Genomic DNA, 14,278 nt, shown 5'->3' with positions numbered 1-14,278 from the left:
CCCCGAAACAGCGCCATCATTCCAGCGCTGGGGCTTGCCAGTCCACCCAGTCCGCCATGCTGAGGGAGCCGCCCGAGCCCACGACGAATTCTCCGGGCGCCTCGCCCTCGTGCTTCAGAAACCTGGCGATATTCTTGGCGAGGAGATCGGTGTATTCGTTCTTGTAAGAGCAATGCGCCGTCTCGGCGACCTTCGAGTGGTAGCTGACATTCTTCTCGACGCCCAGCGCCTTGTAGACCTCTGCTCCGGCCGCTGTCGCCGTATGACCGGCGGGGGCGCCCATCTGAGCCTGGTGCGGGTTCTCGAGGACGAGCAGGCCGCGCGGCGCCATCATCGCGATCAGGGCGTGGGTGTCGATCGGGAGCTTGACGGCGTTCGAGGCATTGTTCTTGAAGACGAACGGCTCGAAATTGTTGCTGAGCCAGTTCAGCCCGAAGTAGTTGTGGTCCGTCCGCTCCTTGCCCAGCACGTCGGCGATGCGGTAGGCCGGGACACCGGCGGTGCTCGTCTCGTGGGGGATCGTCAAGGCGATCCGATCATCGAAGACGCCGATGGCAAATGCTCCCTTGCCGTTGCGCGAGCACCCCGTGACGCCGATCCCGGTCGGATCGATGATGTCGCCTCCCGACGCCTGGATGACGTCGAGGATCCGACTGGCGCCCCAGGCCCATGCCATCAAGAGGCCTGCGGAGTGATTTCCGCCGTAGATATCATAGAACTTTCCTGGGTTGGGCTTTCCTCTGGATTGCTCCGCGGTGCCCTCCCTGCCGATCTCGTTGTGGTTGTAGTAGATGACGGCGACACCTTGATCCAGGATGCGGCTTTCACCTAGCGTGATGCCGCCGAACCCGCCTTTCCCGCCCACGTTGATGATCGCGGGAAAGGGCGCTTCCCCCTTCGAGGGCAGCACGATGTCGGCGCTGAAGTCGATTTTCTTGCCCTGGGCCTCGACGTGGACAGAGACCTTGTTCTCGGTGACGGTGCCGGTCACCACGTCGGGCGTCGGCTTCTCGCCGTAGATGTACTTCTCAGCCTGCTTGCGTATCTCCTGCCTTCGGCAGTGCCATTCTGCTTTCGTGAAAACGCTGGTTCCGTCGAGCTTCGTGAACGGGTTGGGCAACTTGGAGACCTTGGGTAGAGCGCTCGCTTCCGGCAGGGCGGCGACCTCGCAATCGGCGCTCGCGTTCTCGACAGGGGTGTCGTCCGGACCCGTGCCCGAGCTGGAGCTCGACGTCGTATCGACGCCCGAGCTGGAGCTCGATGTCGTGCCGCCGATCGAGCTGGAGCTCGACGCCGTGCCGCTGCCCGAGCTGGAGCTCGACGTCGTGTCGCCGCTGCTGGTCGCGCTCTCGCCGCCCGCACCTCCTTGCCCGGAGTTGTTCGGCTCAGACTGCCCGCAGGCAGCGGCTGTGAGGCAAAGACCGAGGGCAGCGCGGGCGGCTCGAGTGGCAAGCGTTCGCATGGATGGACCTCCTGGAGCGAGCATAATCAACGTTCATCGGTTGGATTTGCACTCACCGGAACGGCAGCTGGGATCGCGGCGCAATGAGACGTCCAAAGGCGCTTTCATGTCAAGCACAGGGTGGTGCAACTATTCAGCTCACCGCGCAACGGACGGCGGTCGATCCTGTCCGATGAGTCCCGGTCGAATGACGGCTCTGGAAGGTTCAGTGATAATGGCCAACTTCAGCCCGGATGACGTGCCGCGTTCACACAACGGCCAGCGGGGCGGCCGCGTTACGTCGCGGCGGCGAGCGCACGCGCCTGCGCGAACAGGTCGGGGCGCGCCCGGTCGTGGGACCAGCCCTCGGGGTACGAGGCAACCGCCGCGGGGCGACCGCGCACGCGGCGCTCGTAGGCGTCGAGCGCCGGATAACCGGCGAGCGACAGCCCGCGCCGCTGCATGTAGGCGAGCACCGGGTAGAGCGCGCAGTCCGCAAGCGTGAAGGCGTCCGACGCGATGAACCGCGTCTTCTGGGCCCGCGCATCCCACAGCGCGAGCTCTCGCTCCACGCCAGAGAGCGCGCCCAGGATGGCTGCTCGCCGGTCCGGCGACACGGCCTCCGGGCCGGCCTCGAAGAGGCCCTCCAGCGGGTCGTAGACACACGCCGTGGCCTCGGACTCCTGCGCGAAGGCGAGCGCGCGGGCGAGCGCGCCGGGCTCGGCGAGCGGCGGGAGGAGCGGCGGGTCGGGATACCGCAGCTCGAGGTACGTCAGGATGGCCAGCGACTCGTTCATGACGGTGCCGTCGGGCTCCACGAGCACCGGGGCCTGGCCGCGCGGGTTGAGGGCCAGGAACTCCGGGGTGCGCGTCTCGCGGGGCTCCCGCATCACGCGCAGGCGGCGCGGCTCGAAGGCGAGTCCCTTCTCGTGAGCCGCCATCAGGACGCGCCAGCTCGAGATCGAGCCGTTCACGAAATACACCGCGCGCCGCGCGCTCATCGGTCGCCCCCGGGCTCCTGCGACGCGCGGAGCGTGCGAAAATTGAGCGCCTCGAAGCCGGGGCGGTACGCGGCGACATCGAAGGTGGGGTCGATGTTCTCGGCGCGGAAGAGCTGCAACATCCGCTCTGCCTCGCCGCGCTCCTCCGCCTCGCGCTCCGGCTCGGGGACCGCGGATCGGGCTCGGGCGCGCGCCTCGGCGTCGGCGCGCTCGGACGCGGGCGCGCCGACGCCCCAGACAGCCCCGGTCGCCGGATCGTGAAACGTGCCGATGTGCCGGAACGTCAGCGAGATGCGCGATGGCGGCGTCGGGCCGCCGCCCTCACCCTCCGTGTCCCCCTCCTGGCGAATGGCGTGATAGAATCGGCGGTTCGTCTCCAGGTCCATGACGAGCAGCGAGCCGTGCGGCAGAGGGACCTTCTGGATGGCATCCCCGTCCTCGGCGCGCTTGGGCCGGAGCACCATGGTGCGCTGTCGTCCGAGCGAGACATTGACGATGAACGACGGGCGCACGAGGTCGAGCGTCTTGTCGGAGTGCTCGCTGATCCAGTCGCGCCCCGTGCGGTAGAGCTGGAGCAGGCAATGGTTGAGCGGATGTCCGACGCGGCGCTCGACCTCCCTGCGAATGCGGTCGACGGCGGGGGTGAAGGGGCAGAGCTCGGGCTGCTCGTCGACCGGGTGTCGATAGAGCGGCATCGCGCCGTCGGGCGAGCGCTCGCCCTGGATGGCGACCAGGCGGGGCACCTCCCCTCCGCGGTGGCGCATCGTCGTCCAGGCGACCTCGCGCTCGACGGCGGCGAAGGCGCCGGCGTCCCCGGCGAGGCGCTCGTCGAGGGCGCCGCACCACAGCGCCGTCTCGCCCGCGCCGATGCCGGCGATGTGCACGGGCCCGGGTCCGTCGGAGAGCAGGTCGGCCCAGCTGCGGCGCCGGCCGCCGAGACCCTCGATCTCGCGCAGCGCCACGGCGTGTTTGCCCGCGGTCCCCGCCGCTGTCGCGTCCCCGAGGATGTCGACGTCATAGCCGAGCCGGCGCGCGTCGCGGGCCGCGGCGAGGACACACACGTTGGTCGCGACGCCGCACAGGACCACGGCGGTCACGCCCGCCTGCGCCAGCCGGGCGTGCAGCTCGGTGTCGCGAAACGCCGAATACCAGCGCTTCTCGACGTGCCATTCCGCGGTCCCCGCGGGGCGCTCGGCGCGCACCGGGACGAGCGCGGGGAACAGCTCGGCGCCCCACGTGCCGCGGGCGCAGCACGCGCTGCCGGTGTGCGTCTGCCCGCGGAGCGCGTCCGGCGCCGCGTCGATCTCGCCGTAGGCCGAGGTCACCCACACCACGACCCGCCCCTGCGCTCGCGCCGCGCGCGCGAGCCAGGCCACGGTCTGCGCGAGCTGGTGCGGATCGCAGTGGCGCTTCGAGAACGCGCCGCCCTCCGCGAGGAAGTCGTTCTGCATGTCGATGATCAGCAGCGCCGTGCGCGCAGGATCCCGGGAGGGCGCCCCAGCTCTCACGTCCATCGTGCCCTGGTACCACCGGCCGGTCGCTCGGCCAAGCTCCGGGGCCGCGACGCGGGGCGCGGAACAGAGCGCGCCAGGCCGAGCTCACCCGGGATCACCGAGGTTCCAACGTCGAACAGGGTAGCGTGGGCCTCCATGACGATCGAAGAGGTCGACGCTGCGACGATCGAAGAGGTCGACGCTGCGACTCGACAGCTCGTCGAGAGAGCCAACGCTGCCAGGCCACTGCCCTGAGGCGACGCAAAGCGCGCCTGCTCTATCGCCTCCGCCCCTGACGGCTCGCCGCGCTTCGATCTGGCCACGGCGCACGTGCGCCGCGCGGGCACGTCCACGTCGAACACCACAACTGACCGCCTGCGCTCACCAGAGAACACCGTCTCCCGACCCATGGGAGCCCGGAGCTCTGGCGTGTCCGCCCACGTCGTAAGCGGCCGTACAACACGATGGCTTTGTTGCGTCCCCTTCCAAAGGGTCTCTGCACCTCCGCCAGACACAGACGCTCGCGCCGTGGCGTCCGGCCCTCGCACCCGCGCTGTCGAGAAGGTCGAGGCCGGCGGGCCGATCTGCCGGCCCGTTGGCCCGCCGGCCCGCCAGCCCAATAGAAAGATGCTGTATGTCCGAGTGTTCTTGCCTCGATTGATGTTTACTTGGGGCGTGACCCGAGCGTACCTTGGGCAAAGGCGACGCCCCTTGGGGAGAGCGGGCGTTCGAGCCGCGCGGGCGAGCGCTCGAGTGGCCTTCGTTGCCTGCGAGGGGAGGCGGTGGTGTCTCGAAAGAAGATCCTGCTGGTGGACGACTCGGAGACCGTCCTGATGATGGAGCAGATGATCCTCCGGAAGAGCTATGACGTGGTCACTGCCAAGGACGGCAGCGCGGCGGTGGCCAGGGCGCTCGCCGAGCGACCTGATCTGATCCTGCTCGACGTGATCATGCCGGCCATGGATGGATTCGAGGCCTGCCGGAGGCTGCGATCGGAGGAGGCGACGCGGGAGACGCCCATTGTCCTCGTCACGAGCCGAGGCGAGGTCTCGCACAGGGAAGAGGGGTTTCGCTGTGGCTGCTCCGACTACATCACGAAGCCCATCGACTCCCTGGAGCTCCTCGAGAAGGTCAAGAGCTGTCTCGGCGAATGAGGTGAAGACCGACATGTCGCGTGATGGACAAGCGGAACGCGGGGTGGAGCGCGCGGTGCGCCGCGAGCGATCGTCACGAGCGCACGTGAGCGCGCTCGAAGGGCAGAAGAAGCGGCTCGCGCGGCGCGCCCGCGCGCTCGGCCGGCTGCTCGTCCGGGTTCGGAGGGCCCGCGGGCGCCTCGAGGCCCGCGCCGTCTGCGCCGAGGCGGCGCTCGCGCTCGCCGCCGCTCGATGCGCCGAGGAGGAACAGCAGCGCTCGCAGCTCGCGAGCCTCTATGTCGCGAGCCGCCGGCTCCTGCCGCTCCGGACCCGTGAGGAGGCGTGCCGCGCCCTCCAGGACATCATCGCGAACCTCGTCGGCTCCGAGGAGATCGCCGTCTTCGAGATCGACGGCAGCGGGGCGGTGAGGGTCGTCGCGGCCTACGGCGTCGCGCCGTCGTCCGCCGTCCTCTTGGCGCCGGAAGAGGGCATCGTGGGGCGCGTGGCGCGGCGGATCGAGCCGTATTTCCGGCAGGGCGCCGCGCTCGGCAGCGACCCGGCCACCCCCCAGGCCCCCTGCGCGCGCGGCGAGGGCGACGTCATGGCCTGTGTCCCGCTCACGATGGACGAGCGCGTGGTCGGCGTCATCGCCGTCTTCCACCTGCTCTCGCAGAAACCCGAGCTCGGGCCGATCGACAAGGCTCTTCTCGAAGCGCTCGGCACGCTGGCGGCCGGGCCGTTCTGCGCGGGGCGGGAGCGCTGCGGCGCCCTGGAGATGCGATGACGATGCTCAAGCCCCCGTCGCAGCGGTACGGCGCTGGAGGAGCGCGGCTGAGCGCGCCCCCCCCGCGCAGCCCGCAGCCCCACTACCTCACGCCGGGCAACGTCTTCGCGTCGGGCGAGCCGACGATCATCACCACGATCGTCGGCTCGTGCGTCGCGATCTGCCTCTGGGAGCCGGCGCTCGGCGTGGGCGGCATGAACCACTACGTGCTCCCCAGCTGCCCCAACCTCAAGCTGCCGCTCGGGCGCTTCGGAGACACCGCCTTTCAGCAGCTCCTCGATCGTCTGGCGGCCCTCGGCGCCACGCCCCGCTCGCTCCAGGCCCGGATCGTCGGCGGCGCCTGCATGATCTCCGCCTTCCGGGAGCGGGACTCGCACCTCGGACACCAGAACGTGACGGTCGGGGTCATGGTGCTGCGCGCCGCCGGGATCCGGGTCGTCCAGCAGGACACGGGCGGCAGCCAGGGCCGGAAGCTCATCTTCCGCACCGACGACGGCAGCGCCGCCATCCAGCCCTTGTGACCGCGATGGATGCCGAGCGGGCCGCGCTCATGCAGATGTTCGCCGCCGAGACGGCCGAGCACCTCGACGAGCTCGAGAGCGCGCTCCTCGAGCTCGAGCGGCGTCCCGACGCCGGCCACCTCCTGGAGCGCATCTTCCGCGTCGCCCACACGATGAAGGGCAACGCCAGCTCCGTCGGCGCCCACGGGCTGAGCGAGCTCACCCACGCCGCCGAGGACGTGATCGAGGATCTGCACCGGGGCACGCTGCCGGTGACCGGCATGGTGGTCTCGCTGCTCCTCGAGACGGTCGACTCGGCGCGCCGCCAGCTCGCGGAGATGGACGCCGGAGAGGAGCCGCCGGGGTCGACCTCGCTGCCCGCGAGCGTGCTCGAGCGGCTCAAGAGCGCCCGGCGCACCGAGCGCGAGGGCACCCCCTCGACGCCGAAGGGGGCCACCGCGAGCGCCGCGGACGAGGGCGACCGGAGCTCGGGCGCGAAGACCGTCCGCATCACCGTCGAGAAGCTCGATTGCATGGTCGATCTCATCGGCGAGGTCGCGATCACCCGGAACCGGATCGCGCGCGAGGTCCAGCTGGCGGGCGGCGCCGTCGGCGCGGCGCTGCGGGACGGCCTCGAGGAGCTCGACCGGCTGAACACCAAGCTCGAGGAGGCGATCCGCCGCGCGCGGATGGTGCCTGTCGGCCCCTGGTTCCGGCAGTACGAGCGCGCCGTGCGCGATCTCGCCCGGTCGCACGGCAAGCTCGCGCGCCTCGTGGTCGTGCACGGCGACGTCGAGGTGGACACCGCGGTGATCGAGCGCCTCCGCGACGTGCTGACGCACCTCATCCGCAACGGCATCGATCACGGCCTCGAGCCGCCCGAGGTGCGGAAGGCGTGCGGCAAGGACGCGCGCGGGACGATCACCCTGCGCGCGACGCACGAGGGCGGCGGCATCGCGCTCCGCGTCTCCGACGACGGCGCCGGGATGAACCGCGCCCAGATCGCGGCGCGGGCCAGCGCGCAGGGCAGGTGCACGGACGCCGACGCGCTCTCCGACAGCGAGCTCTATGACCTGGTGTTCGAGCCGGGCTTCTCCACCGCCACGACCGTCTCCGATCTGTCCGGCCGGGGGATGGGCATGGACGTGGTGCGGCGCCGCGTCGAGTCGCTGGAGGGCTCGATCGGGATCGAGAGCGCCGCGGGGGTCGGCACCACGCTGATCCTCCGGCTCCCGCTCACCCTCGCGACGATCGAGGGCTTCTCGGTGAGCGCCGCCGGCGAGCGTTATGTCATCCCGCTCGGCGCGGTCGTCGCCTGCGTCGGGCTCCCGCGCGGCGCCCTCGCCGCGGGCCCGGGCGGCGTCCTTCACGTGCACGGGCGCGCGCTGCCGTGCGTGCGGCTCCGCGACCTCTTCGGGCTCTCCGGGCCTGCGCCGGCCCGCGAGAGCGTGGTCGTGGTGGCCCACGAGGGGGGCCAGGCCGGCCTCGTCGTCGACTCGCTCGACGGCGAGGGCAGGACGGTCATCAAGCCGCTCGGCCGGCTCTTCCGCCGCACCCGGGGCATCACCGGATCCACGGTCCTCGCCGACGGCAGGCTCGCGCTGATCCTCGATGTGGACGCGCTGATGCACGACCTCACCCGCGGCCGCGCCAGCGGCGGCGAGCTCGCGCCCAGGGCTCGATGGCGGGCTCCCCCCTCGGAGGCGCGGGGAGGGGCGATGGATTCGGAGGGGAGGACACGATGAACCGGCTCAGGATTGCGCTGCGTCTCTCGCTCTCGCTCGCGTTCATGGCGATGCTCATGGTCGCCATCGCGATCTCGGGGCACCTCGGCCTGACCTCCGTCGCGGAGAAGACGCACGAGATCCTGGTGTCGGACGTCCGGGAGCTCGCGATCGCGATGCAGCTCGAGCGGGACCTCCTGGAGCTCCGCCGCTACGAGAAAGACTGCTTCCTCAGCATGGGCGATCGCCCGATCCAGCAGGGGTATCAGGAGAAATGGAACGAGGCCGAGGCGCAGATCCAGCGCCGGCTGAACGAGCTCGACCGCCTCGTGACGCTGCCCCACGAGCGGGAGTCGGTCGCCGCGATGCGGCGCGATCTGGCGAGCTACATCGTCGGCTTTCGCCGCGTGATGCAGGACGTGCTTTCCGGGCAGCTGCCCACGTCCCAGGCGGCGAACAACGTGATGACCGGCTTCAAGGACGAGATCCATCGGTTCGAGGAATCGGCCGAGGGCTTCGCCCAGGCGAGCACGAGGCACATGAAGGCGATGCAGGCGTCCCTGAGCGGCGACGCGCAGCGCGCCTCGCGGGACATGGGCCTCATCGCCTTCGTGGCGCTGGCGGTCGGCGTGCTCGTCAGCGTCCTCCTCTCGCGCAGCATCACGGGTCCGCTGAGCTCGGCCGTGGGGCTCGCCAGGCGGATCGCCGACGGCGATCTGCGGCACCGGGGCGTGGCCGCGGGCCGCGACGAGCTCGGGCAGCTGGAGGAGGCGATGGGGGAGATGGCGGACAAGCTCTCGACCGTCCTCCTGGAGATCCGCACGGGCGCCGAGTCGCTCGCCGCGGCCTCGACGCAGATCTCGGCCACCTCGCAGAACCTGTCGCAGGGCACGAGCGAGCAGGCGGCCGCGGTGGAGGAGACGTCGGCGAGCCTCTCGGAGGTGAGCGGCTCGATCCAGAAGAACGCCGAGAGCAGCCAGCAGACCGGCGAGCTCGCCACCGGCGCCGCGGCCGCCGCGGAGCAGAGCCTCACGGCGGTCCAGCGCACCGTGGCCGCGATGCGCGACATCGCCGAGAAGGTCTCGATCGTGCAGGAGATCGCGTACCAGACCAACCTGCTCGCGCTGAACGCGTCGATCGAGGCGGCCCGGGCCGGCGAGCACGGCCGCGGCTTCGCCGTGGTCGCGAGCGAGGTCCGCCGCCTTGCGGAGCGGAGCCAGGCCGCCGCCAAGGAGATCGGCGCGCTCGCGTCGACGAGCGTGCAGGTCGCCGATCGCTCGGGGCGGCTGCTCGAGGAGATGGCGCCCTCGATCCGGCGGACCTCGGCGCTCACGCAGGAGGTGGCGACCGCTTCGCTCAGCCAGGCCGACGCGGTCGGCCAGGTGAACAGCGCCATGCGCCGCGTCGACGAGGTGACGCAGCGCAACGCCGCGATCAGCGAGGAGCTCGCCAGCACGGCCGAGGAGCTCGCGGCCCAAGCGGACGCGCTCTCGGGCATGCTGCGCTTCTTCCAGGTGGGCGACGAGCACGCGTTCCCCGAGCGCACCCGCGTGCCGCGCGCCCCCGGCGCGGGCGACGCGCGGCGCCTCCCGCCGCCGTCCCGGGAGGGCTCTCCGGCCTCGCCGGGCGCCTCGAACGGCGCCGCCATGCTCGCGACGCTCGCCCGGGCCAGGACGAACGGGGCCCTGCGCTCCCCCGCGGCGCTGCACGAGGACGCCGAGTTCGAGCGCTTTCCGCCGCGGGGCGCGGATCGGGCCGCCTCTGCGCGCGCAGAGGTCCCGTGAGCGCCGCGCCGGAGCCTCGATCGTCGCAGTACATCTCGTTCTTCGTGGGCGGCGACGAGCTCGCGGTGGACATCCTCCGCGCGCGGGAGATCGTCGAGATCACCGCGATCACGCGGGTGCCGAGGATGCCGCAGGCCGTGCTCGGCGTGCTCAACCTGAGGGGGCGCGTGATCCCGGTCATCGACCTCGCCGTCCGGCTCGGGCTCCCGGCGTCGGTGATCACGCGGCGGAGCTGCATCCTCATCGTCGAGACGGAGTTCGACGGCGAGCTCACCCGGATGGGCCTCTTCATCGACGCGGTGGGCGACGTCGTGGACCTCGACGCGGCGGCGATCGAGCCGCCGCCCCCGTTCGGCACGCGGGCCCGCCAGGGCCACCTCGTCGGCCTCGGCAAGGTGGGCGACAGGCTCCTCTTGCTGCTCGACATCGACCGGATCCTCTCGCCGGAGGAGCTCTTCGCGGCCGCGTCGCTCGAGGCCGAAGGCGGCGCCCGCGCGGCGCTGCCGGGCGCGCCGCCGCGGGGCGAGCCCGCGGGGGCCGGCGCGCTCGGCGCCGGCGAGGGCAGGCCGCGGCCTTCCCCGTAGGCGTCCGCTGCCAGAGGGGGAGAGCAGCCGTGGCTGCTCAGTTGCCGAAGCCGTGGCATGCGCGCCGCTCATCGCGAGCGACAACGTTCGCGCTCAGCGGCGAGGGCGGTGCAGAGCCCCGGCCTCGTCCGCCGCAGCAGGTTGTCCGGCCACGCCGGCCGCCGCGGCGCGCAGCTCGGACATCGCTTCGTTGTATGCCGGACTGCCGGGGGCGAAGGGCGCTACATTCCGCGGCCCCGACAACGGATTGCTCTCCAGCGCGCGGATGGCGCTGTCGATCGTGTCGAAGTGAGAGAACCACCGCTTTGCGGCCGCCACGACCCGAGGGGCGAGTAGCCGAAGGACCTCGACCTGCTCCGATTCCGACAGGCGAAACGACCAGGGTAGTTCCTCCCAGTTGAACGAATGCGCCGGCTGCGTGCGGAGCTGGCAATGCCAGGGAGCCGGATTGTTTCGGACGGCTTTGCGCAGCCCACAGCCAAACTCGACCTGGAAGATGCCGGCGCGAGGGCAGTGAAACCAGACGACGTCGACGAAGTACGGGCGAAGCCGCCACATGGCACGGCCTGGGTTGTGGAACCCGAGATCGGCAAGTCGCGGGCCGACGATCTGCGAGATCAGAGGCTTCACTTCAGCCCATGAAAGCATCGCCTCCCCTTTGCTGCCGAACGGGGCCTCTGCCGCGAGCGGGGACGCGTGCTCACCCTCTCATCGGCAGCAGACCCAGGTCGGCCAGCGTCGGCGACACCGAGAGCCACCGCGATCACGGGTCGTCTCCGGGCTGGAGCGGAAACTCAAGCCAATCGAAGCGAGCGAGCAGCGCTGCCTCCGTATCGTCATACTCGGGATTGAAGCAGTGATGGTGCGGGACAGGGATCTCGATCGCGCGCCGTGCCAGGCCGCGCGCCTCAGCATGGCCGACAAACTGCTCGAGCGGGCCGTAGGCGTAGACAATGTTGTGGTTGTCGTAGACGATCGTGCTCTGCGAGGGCAACGATGTGACCCAGACGTGATGGCGGCCATCGCGCTCGAAGAACTCTTCGAATTCGCGAAGAAAGCCGGCCACATCTCGCAACTGCATCGGGGCTGGTTCCTGCCGCCGAGCAGCCGCGTTGCCGCAGCGGGACACCACGAGCACGTGGAGAACACCGAACGGCGCCGGCAACGGTCGCAGGAGATCGAGGATGAGGTCGATCTGGCGTTCGGCCGGCGCGAGCACCAGGCGATCGGGGCCCGTGGTGCGCTGGAGATCCCACGCGTCCGGGTATCGATGCTCGACCCAGCGGCTATCGGGTGCCAGCGAACCGAGCTTGTAGGGTTGTACCTTCATGGCGAACGGCCTCAATCGAGCACCGCCGGGGCGCTCACGTAGACGTGCTCGACCGGGATGCCGCGCGCCTCCAGCTCGACCAGCAGCCCACCGAGGTCGGCTGCCGACCCGGGCAGGCGCTCGATCTCGCGTCCATCCAGCGCGAAGAGCCCCAGCGCATCCTCCAGCATCTTCGACTCCGTCCAGTTGTCGTTCCGCGCGAAGCGCGCGCGCACGATGATCCCCAGCGCATGGATCGAGCACGTGTCGCCTCGCCTGACATGGAGGGCCCCGTCCGAGAGCGACACCCCGCACGGGACACGACTCCGGGGAATGAGACCACGACGCCTGGCGATGAAATGCCATGGGATGAGGGCCAGCAGAGGCAGGAACGGTCCTACAACCGCAAGGACGTAGACGCCCGCGCGGAGCCAGCCCGGTGAGCGATCATGCAGGACGATGGCGAGCGCAGCCACGCTGATCGTCAAAGCGGCAAGCACCTCCTTCCAGCGCCACCAGGACCCTCTGGCCATTCGCACGTCTCCCCGGGCACCTCTACGTTCCCCGTCCTCCTACCGTGGGTCCTCTCGCTCGCGCCACGTCGCGTTCGAGCGCACGTCACGTTGGTCCGCCCGGCGCTCGGCTTCAGCGGCGGCGCGAAGCGCCGTCCGCCGCAGACCGTCGTCAGGCGCTCCACCCGTCAAGTCTGTGGCTTCTGGCATCGCGGATCCCATCTTCGATCCTCTGTTCCGTCGAGGTCGGCTCTGACCTCCCCGGACTCGTCGAATTGCCAGGCTGAATATCCATAGAAGAACCACTTCTTGATCGGGATCGGTCGCATCTCGCGAAGCTCCTCCGGCGTGTGATGCCAGTGAGGTGGAATCACCGAGAAGAAGAGGTCGTTCGCGATTCGCCTTGTTCGAAGGGACATCGACAAGAAACAGTGCTTGACCGTCCCTCGCGGCGCGACATCATCACAGTCCGGATGGGAGTAGAAGTACCGGACGCCCTGCATCACTTGCCCGACGTTGAGCGCCGTGTGCTTCGCGTACTCCTCCAGAAAGACTGTCAGCCTCATTTCTCTATCCTCGGACAAGCGGCGCAAAGGTCAGCAGATTCGACCGAAGCCGCGGGACCAGCGCTGTCCAGTTCGTCACCTTCTGGGACCTCCCCCACACAAAATCTCACGGACCGGCTCTGCGCCGCAAGGCCCAAAGGGTGTCCAGCGCGGTGGCGTAGATGCGCCTGACACTGGCCGCGATCGCCGCCTTTCCGGGGGCCTCGAGCGCCGGCTGGGCCGCCGGGCCGGAGGAGCCGCCGCACGCGCCGAACGCCGGCGCTGCGGCGCGCAGCGGGGGCGAACAGGAGAGCGCGCGCCGTGTCACGGCTCCCGGTAGTTCTCGTACTCCCAGGCGAAGTAGCGCCGGAGGTTCTCGACGCAGGCGGGCCAGGTCTCGGCCTCGCAGGACGCGACGGTCTGCTCGAGCCAGCGCCAGAGATCGTCGACGTCGTACCGGCGCATCACGAGCAGGGGGCGGGTGGCCAGGATGCCATCGCGAGCCTCCAGCCGGTCCAGCCCGGCGGGCGTGGCCACCCTGAGGGTGAAGGAATCCGCGCCCGCCCCCTTTCTGGGCCCGATGTCCAGCATCACGAGCTCGGCGAACGCGTCGGGATCGTCGGGCGCCCACGTCCGGAGATTGGGATGCCCCCAGACGCCAGCGGAGCGGATGACGAGCTTCATGGTCGGGGAAAACGAAGAGCAAACCGGCCCTCTGGTCAAGGGCGTCCACGGCGTCACGCGTGTTTCGCCGCTGAGGCGCTCGACTCGACCTGCGCGCGAGGCGTGGAGCGCGGAGCCACGACGGGTTCATCCGGGAGTCAGCCCGCATCGATCCAGCCGCGCGCGTCGCACTCGTTGCAGGGGAGCTCGACTCCGAATCCGGGGGCCGGTTCAGCTACGCGTTTGCCGTTGCACTTCGAGCAGACCGACGACCCCGGAGGTGGCCGCGGGATCAGCTCGAGGAGCTCGACGATGCCCGTCTTCCGGGCGCCGACGATCAGCGCCGAATGTGCGTGCAAACCGCCGACCTCGACGATCTCATCGCCGTCCCAGCCACGGAGGTCCTCGAGAACGCGGCCGTCGGAGGTCAGGTAGGTCATCGGTCCCATGCCGGGGTCGAGCAGGAACGCGTCGTACTTCTCTTCAACCTCGTCCTGCCAGGAGCTCATGGCCGCGACGTACCGCCCGGCCGCCTGATCGACGGAAGAAGCGCCGGAGAAGAGGTGTCGAATGGAATCGATGAAGTTGCCGCCCGCCTGCTCGCGCGGCGCGCCGGCAGCACTGCGGGTCGCCCGCAGCTGACGTTGTTCAAGACGTCGAGCGCGCAGGCGTTCGAGCAGGGGCGGTGGGATTTCGAAGGGCATTCGAGAACCTCCTGCGGGGTTGCCGTGTCTGCCTGACGACTGGCGTTCTGCTGCGCGGTCCCGAGCGGAGCGAGGGCCACATCAGCAGCGACGACCTGGTT

15 protein-coding genes are annotated in these 14,278 nt (G+C 70.2%); 6 read left to right on the top strand and 9 right to left on the bottom strand.

Translation table 11 applies throughout. From position 1 onward, the window contains the following. Window positions 1-16 precede the first annotated feature (16 nt). The 3 genes from WMF39_RS11890 to WMF39_RS11880 form a co-directional block, all read right to left on the bottom strand. On the bottom strand, window positions 17-1,120 hold the full coding sequence (locus WMF39_RS11890) for a glucuronyl esterase domain-containing protein (protein WP_437745647.1): 1,104 nt from the start codon (window positions 1,118-1,120) through the stop codon (window positions 17-19). Window positions 1,121-1,737: 617 nt separating this feature from the next. Next, a complete protein-coding gene (locus WMF39_RS11885) occupies window positions 1,738-2,442 on the bottom strand; it encodes a glutathione S-transferase family protein (RefSeq protein ID WP_437745646.1) in 705 nt (234 codons plus the stop codon). Next, entirely contained in the window at window positions 2,439-3,956 is a 1,518-nt protein-coding gene (locus WMF39_RS11880) for an isochorismatase family protein (RefSeq protein WP_437745645.1), read from the bottom strand. Before WMF39_RS11880 ends, WMF39_RS11885 begins: the two co-directional genes overlap by 4 nt. A 764-nt stretch (window positions 3,957-4,720) precedes the next feature. Here WMF39_RS11880 and WMF39_RS11875 point away from each other — a divergent pair. From WMF39_RS11875 to WMF39_RS11850, 6 genes are all read left to right on the top strand, one after another. Next, window positions 4,721-5,089: a response regulator gene (locus WMF39_RS11875; protein WP_437299247.1), complete on the top strand. Its 369-nt coding sequence runs from the start codon at window positions 4,721-4,723 to the stop codon at window positions 5,087-5,089. Window positions 5,090-5,174: 85 nt separating this feature from the next. Then, a complete protein-coding gene (locus WMF39_RS11870) occupies window positions 5,175-5,852 on the top strand; it encodes a GAF domain-containing protein (protein ID WP_437745644.1) in 678 nt (225 codons plus the stop codon). Next, window positions 5,849-6,373 (top strand): chemotaxis protein CheD, encoded by a 525-nt coding sequence (locus WMF39_RS11865; protein WP_437745643.1) that lies wholly within the window; start codon window positions 5,849-5,851, stop codon window positions 6,371-6,373. Before WMF39_RS11870 ends, WMF39_RS11865 begins: the two co-directional genes overlap by 4 nt. A 5-nt stretch (window positions 6,374-6,378) precedes the next feature. Continuing rightward, complete coding sequence (locus WMF39_RS11860; protein WP_437747966.1) at window positions 6,379-8,097, top strand: chemotaxis protein CheA; 1,719 nt, start codon at window positions 6,379-6,381, stop codon at window positions 8,095-8,097. Next, window positions 8,094-9,860 carry a methyl-accepting chemotaxis protein gene (locus tag WMF39_RS11855; protein WP_437745642.1) on the top strand — a complete coding sequence of 589 codons (1,767 nt, stop codon included), beginning with the start codon at window positions 8,094-8,096 and terminating at the stop codon, window positions 9,858-9,860. The genes WMF39_RS11860 and WMF39_RS11855 overlap by 4 nt, the downstream gene beginning before the upstream one ends. Further along, entirely contained in the window at window positions 9,857-10,444 is a 588-nt protein-coding gene (locus tag WMF39_RS11850; RefSeq protein WP_437745641.1) for a chemotaxis protein CheW, read from the top strand. Before WMF39_RS11855 ends, WMF39_RS11850 begins: the two co-directional genes overlap by 4 nt. A gap of 93 nt (window positions 10,445-10,537) precedes the next feature. Here the strand turns inward: WMF39_RS11850 and WMF39_RS11845 are convergent, their stop codons facing one another. The 6 genes from WMF39_RS11845 to WMF39_RS11820 all read right to left on the bottom strand — a co-directional run bounded on the left by WMF39_RS11845 (window position 10,538) and on the right by WMF39_RS11820 (window position 14,177). Next, window positions 10,538-11,092 carry a hypothetical protein gene (locus WMF39_RS11845; protein WP_437745640.1) on the bottom strand — a complete coding sequence of 185 codons (555 nt, stop codon included), beginning with the start codon at window positions 11,090-11,092 and terminating at the stop codon, window positions 10,538-10,540. Between the two features lie 115 nt (window positions 11,093-11,207). Continuing rightward, window positions 11,208-11,774 carry a hypothetical protein gene (locus WMF39_RS11840; RefSeq protein WP_437745639.1) on the bottom strand — a complete coding sequence of 189 codons (567 nt, stop codon included), beginning with the start codon at window positions 11,772-11,774 and terminating at the stop codon, window positions 11,208-11,210. Between the two features lie 11 nt (window positions 11,775-11,785). Next, window positions 11,786-11,989 carry a hypothetical protein gene (locus WMF39_RS11835; protein ID WP_437745638.1) on the bottom strand — a complete coding sequence of 68 codons (204 nt, stop codon included), beginning with the start codon at window positions 11,987-11,989 and terminating at the stop codon, window positions 11,786-11,788. 464 nt (window positions 11,990-12,453) lie between these two features. Then, window positions 12,454-12,831 carry a hypothetical protein gene (locus WMF39_RS11830; RefSeq protein WP_437745637.1) on the bottom strand — a complete coding sequence of 126 codons (378 nt, stop codon included), beginning with the start codon at window positions 12,829-12,831 and terminating at the stop codon, window positions 12,454-12,456. A gap of 303 nt (window positions 12,832-13,134) precedes the next feature. After that, on the bottom strand, window positions 13,135-13,494 hold the full coding sequence (locus WMF39_RS11825; RefSeq protein ID WP_437745636.1) for an immunity 8 family protein: 360 nt from the start codon (window positions 13,492-13,494) through the stop codon (window positions 13,135-13,137). 137 nt (window positions 13,495-13,631) lie between these two features. Beyond that, window positions 13,632-14,177: a hypothetical protein gene (locus WMF39_RS11820; RefSeq protein WP_437745635.1), complete on the bottom strand. Its 546-nt coding sequence runs from the start codon at window positions 14,175-14,177 to the stop codon at window positions 13,632-13,634. Window positions 14,178-14,278: the final 101 nt, after the last annotated feature.

Origin of the sequence: Sorangium sp. So ce1504, from assembly GCF_051521635.1 — a bacterium.
GTDB lineage: Bacteria > Myxococcota_A > Polyangia > Polyangiales > Polyangiaceae > Sorangium > Sorangium cellulosum_B.
Note: the sequence above shows the minus strand (reverse complement) of the source record. Positions and strands in the feature narration are given on the sequence as shown.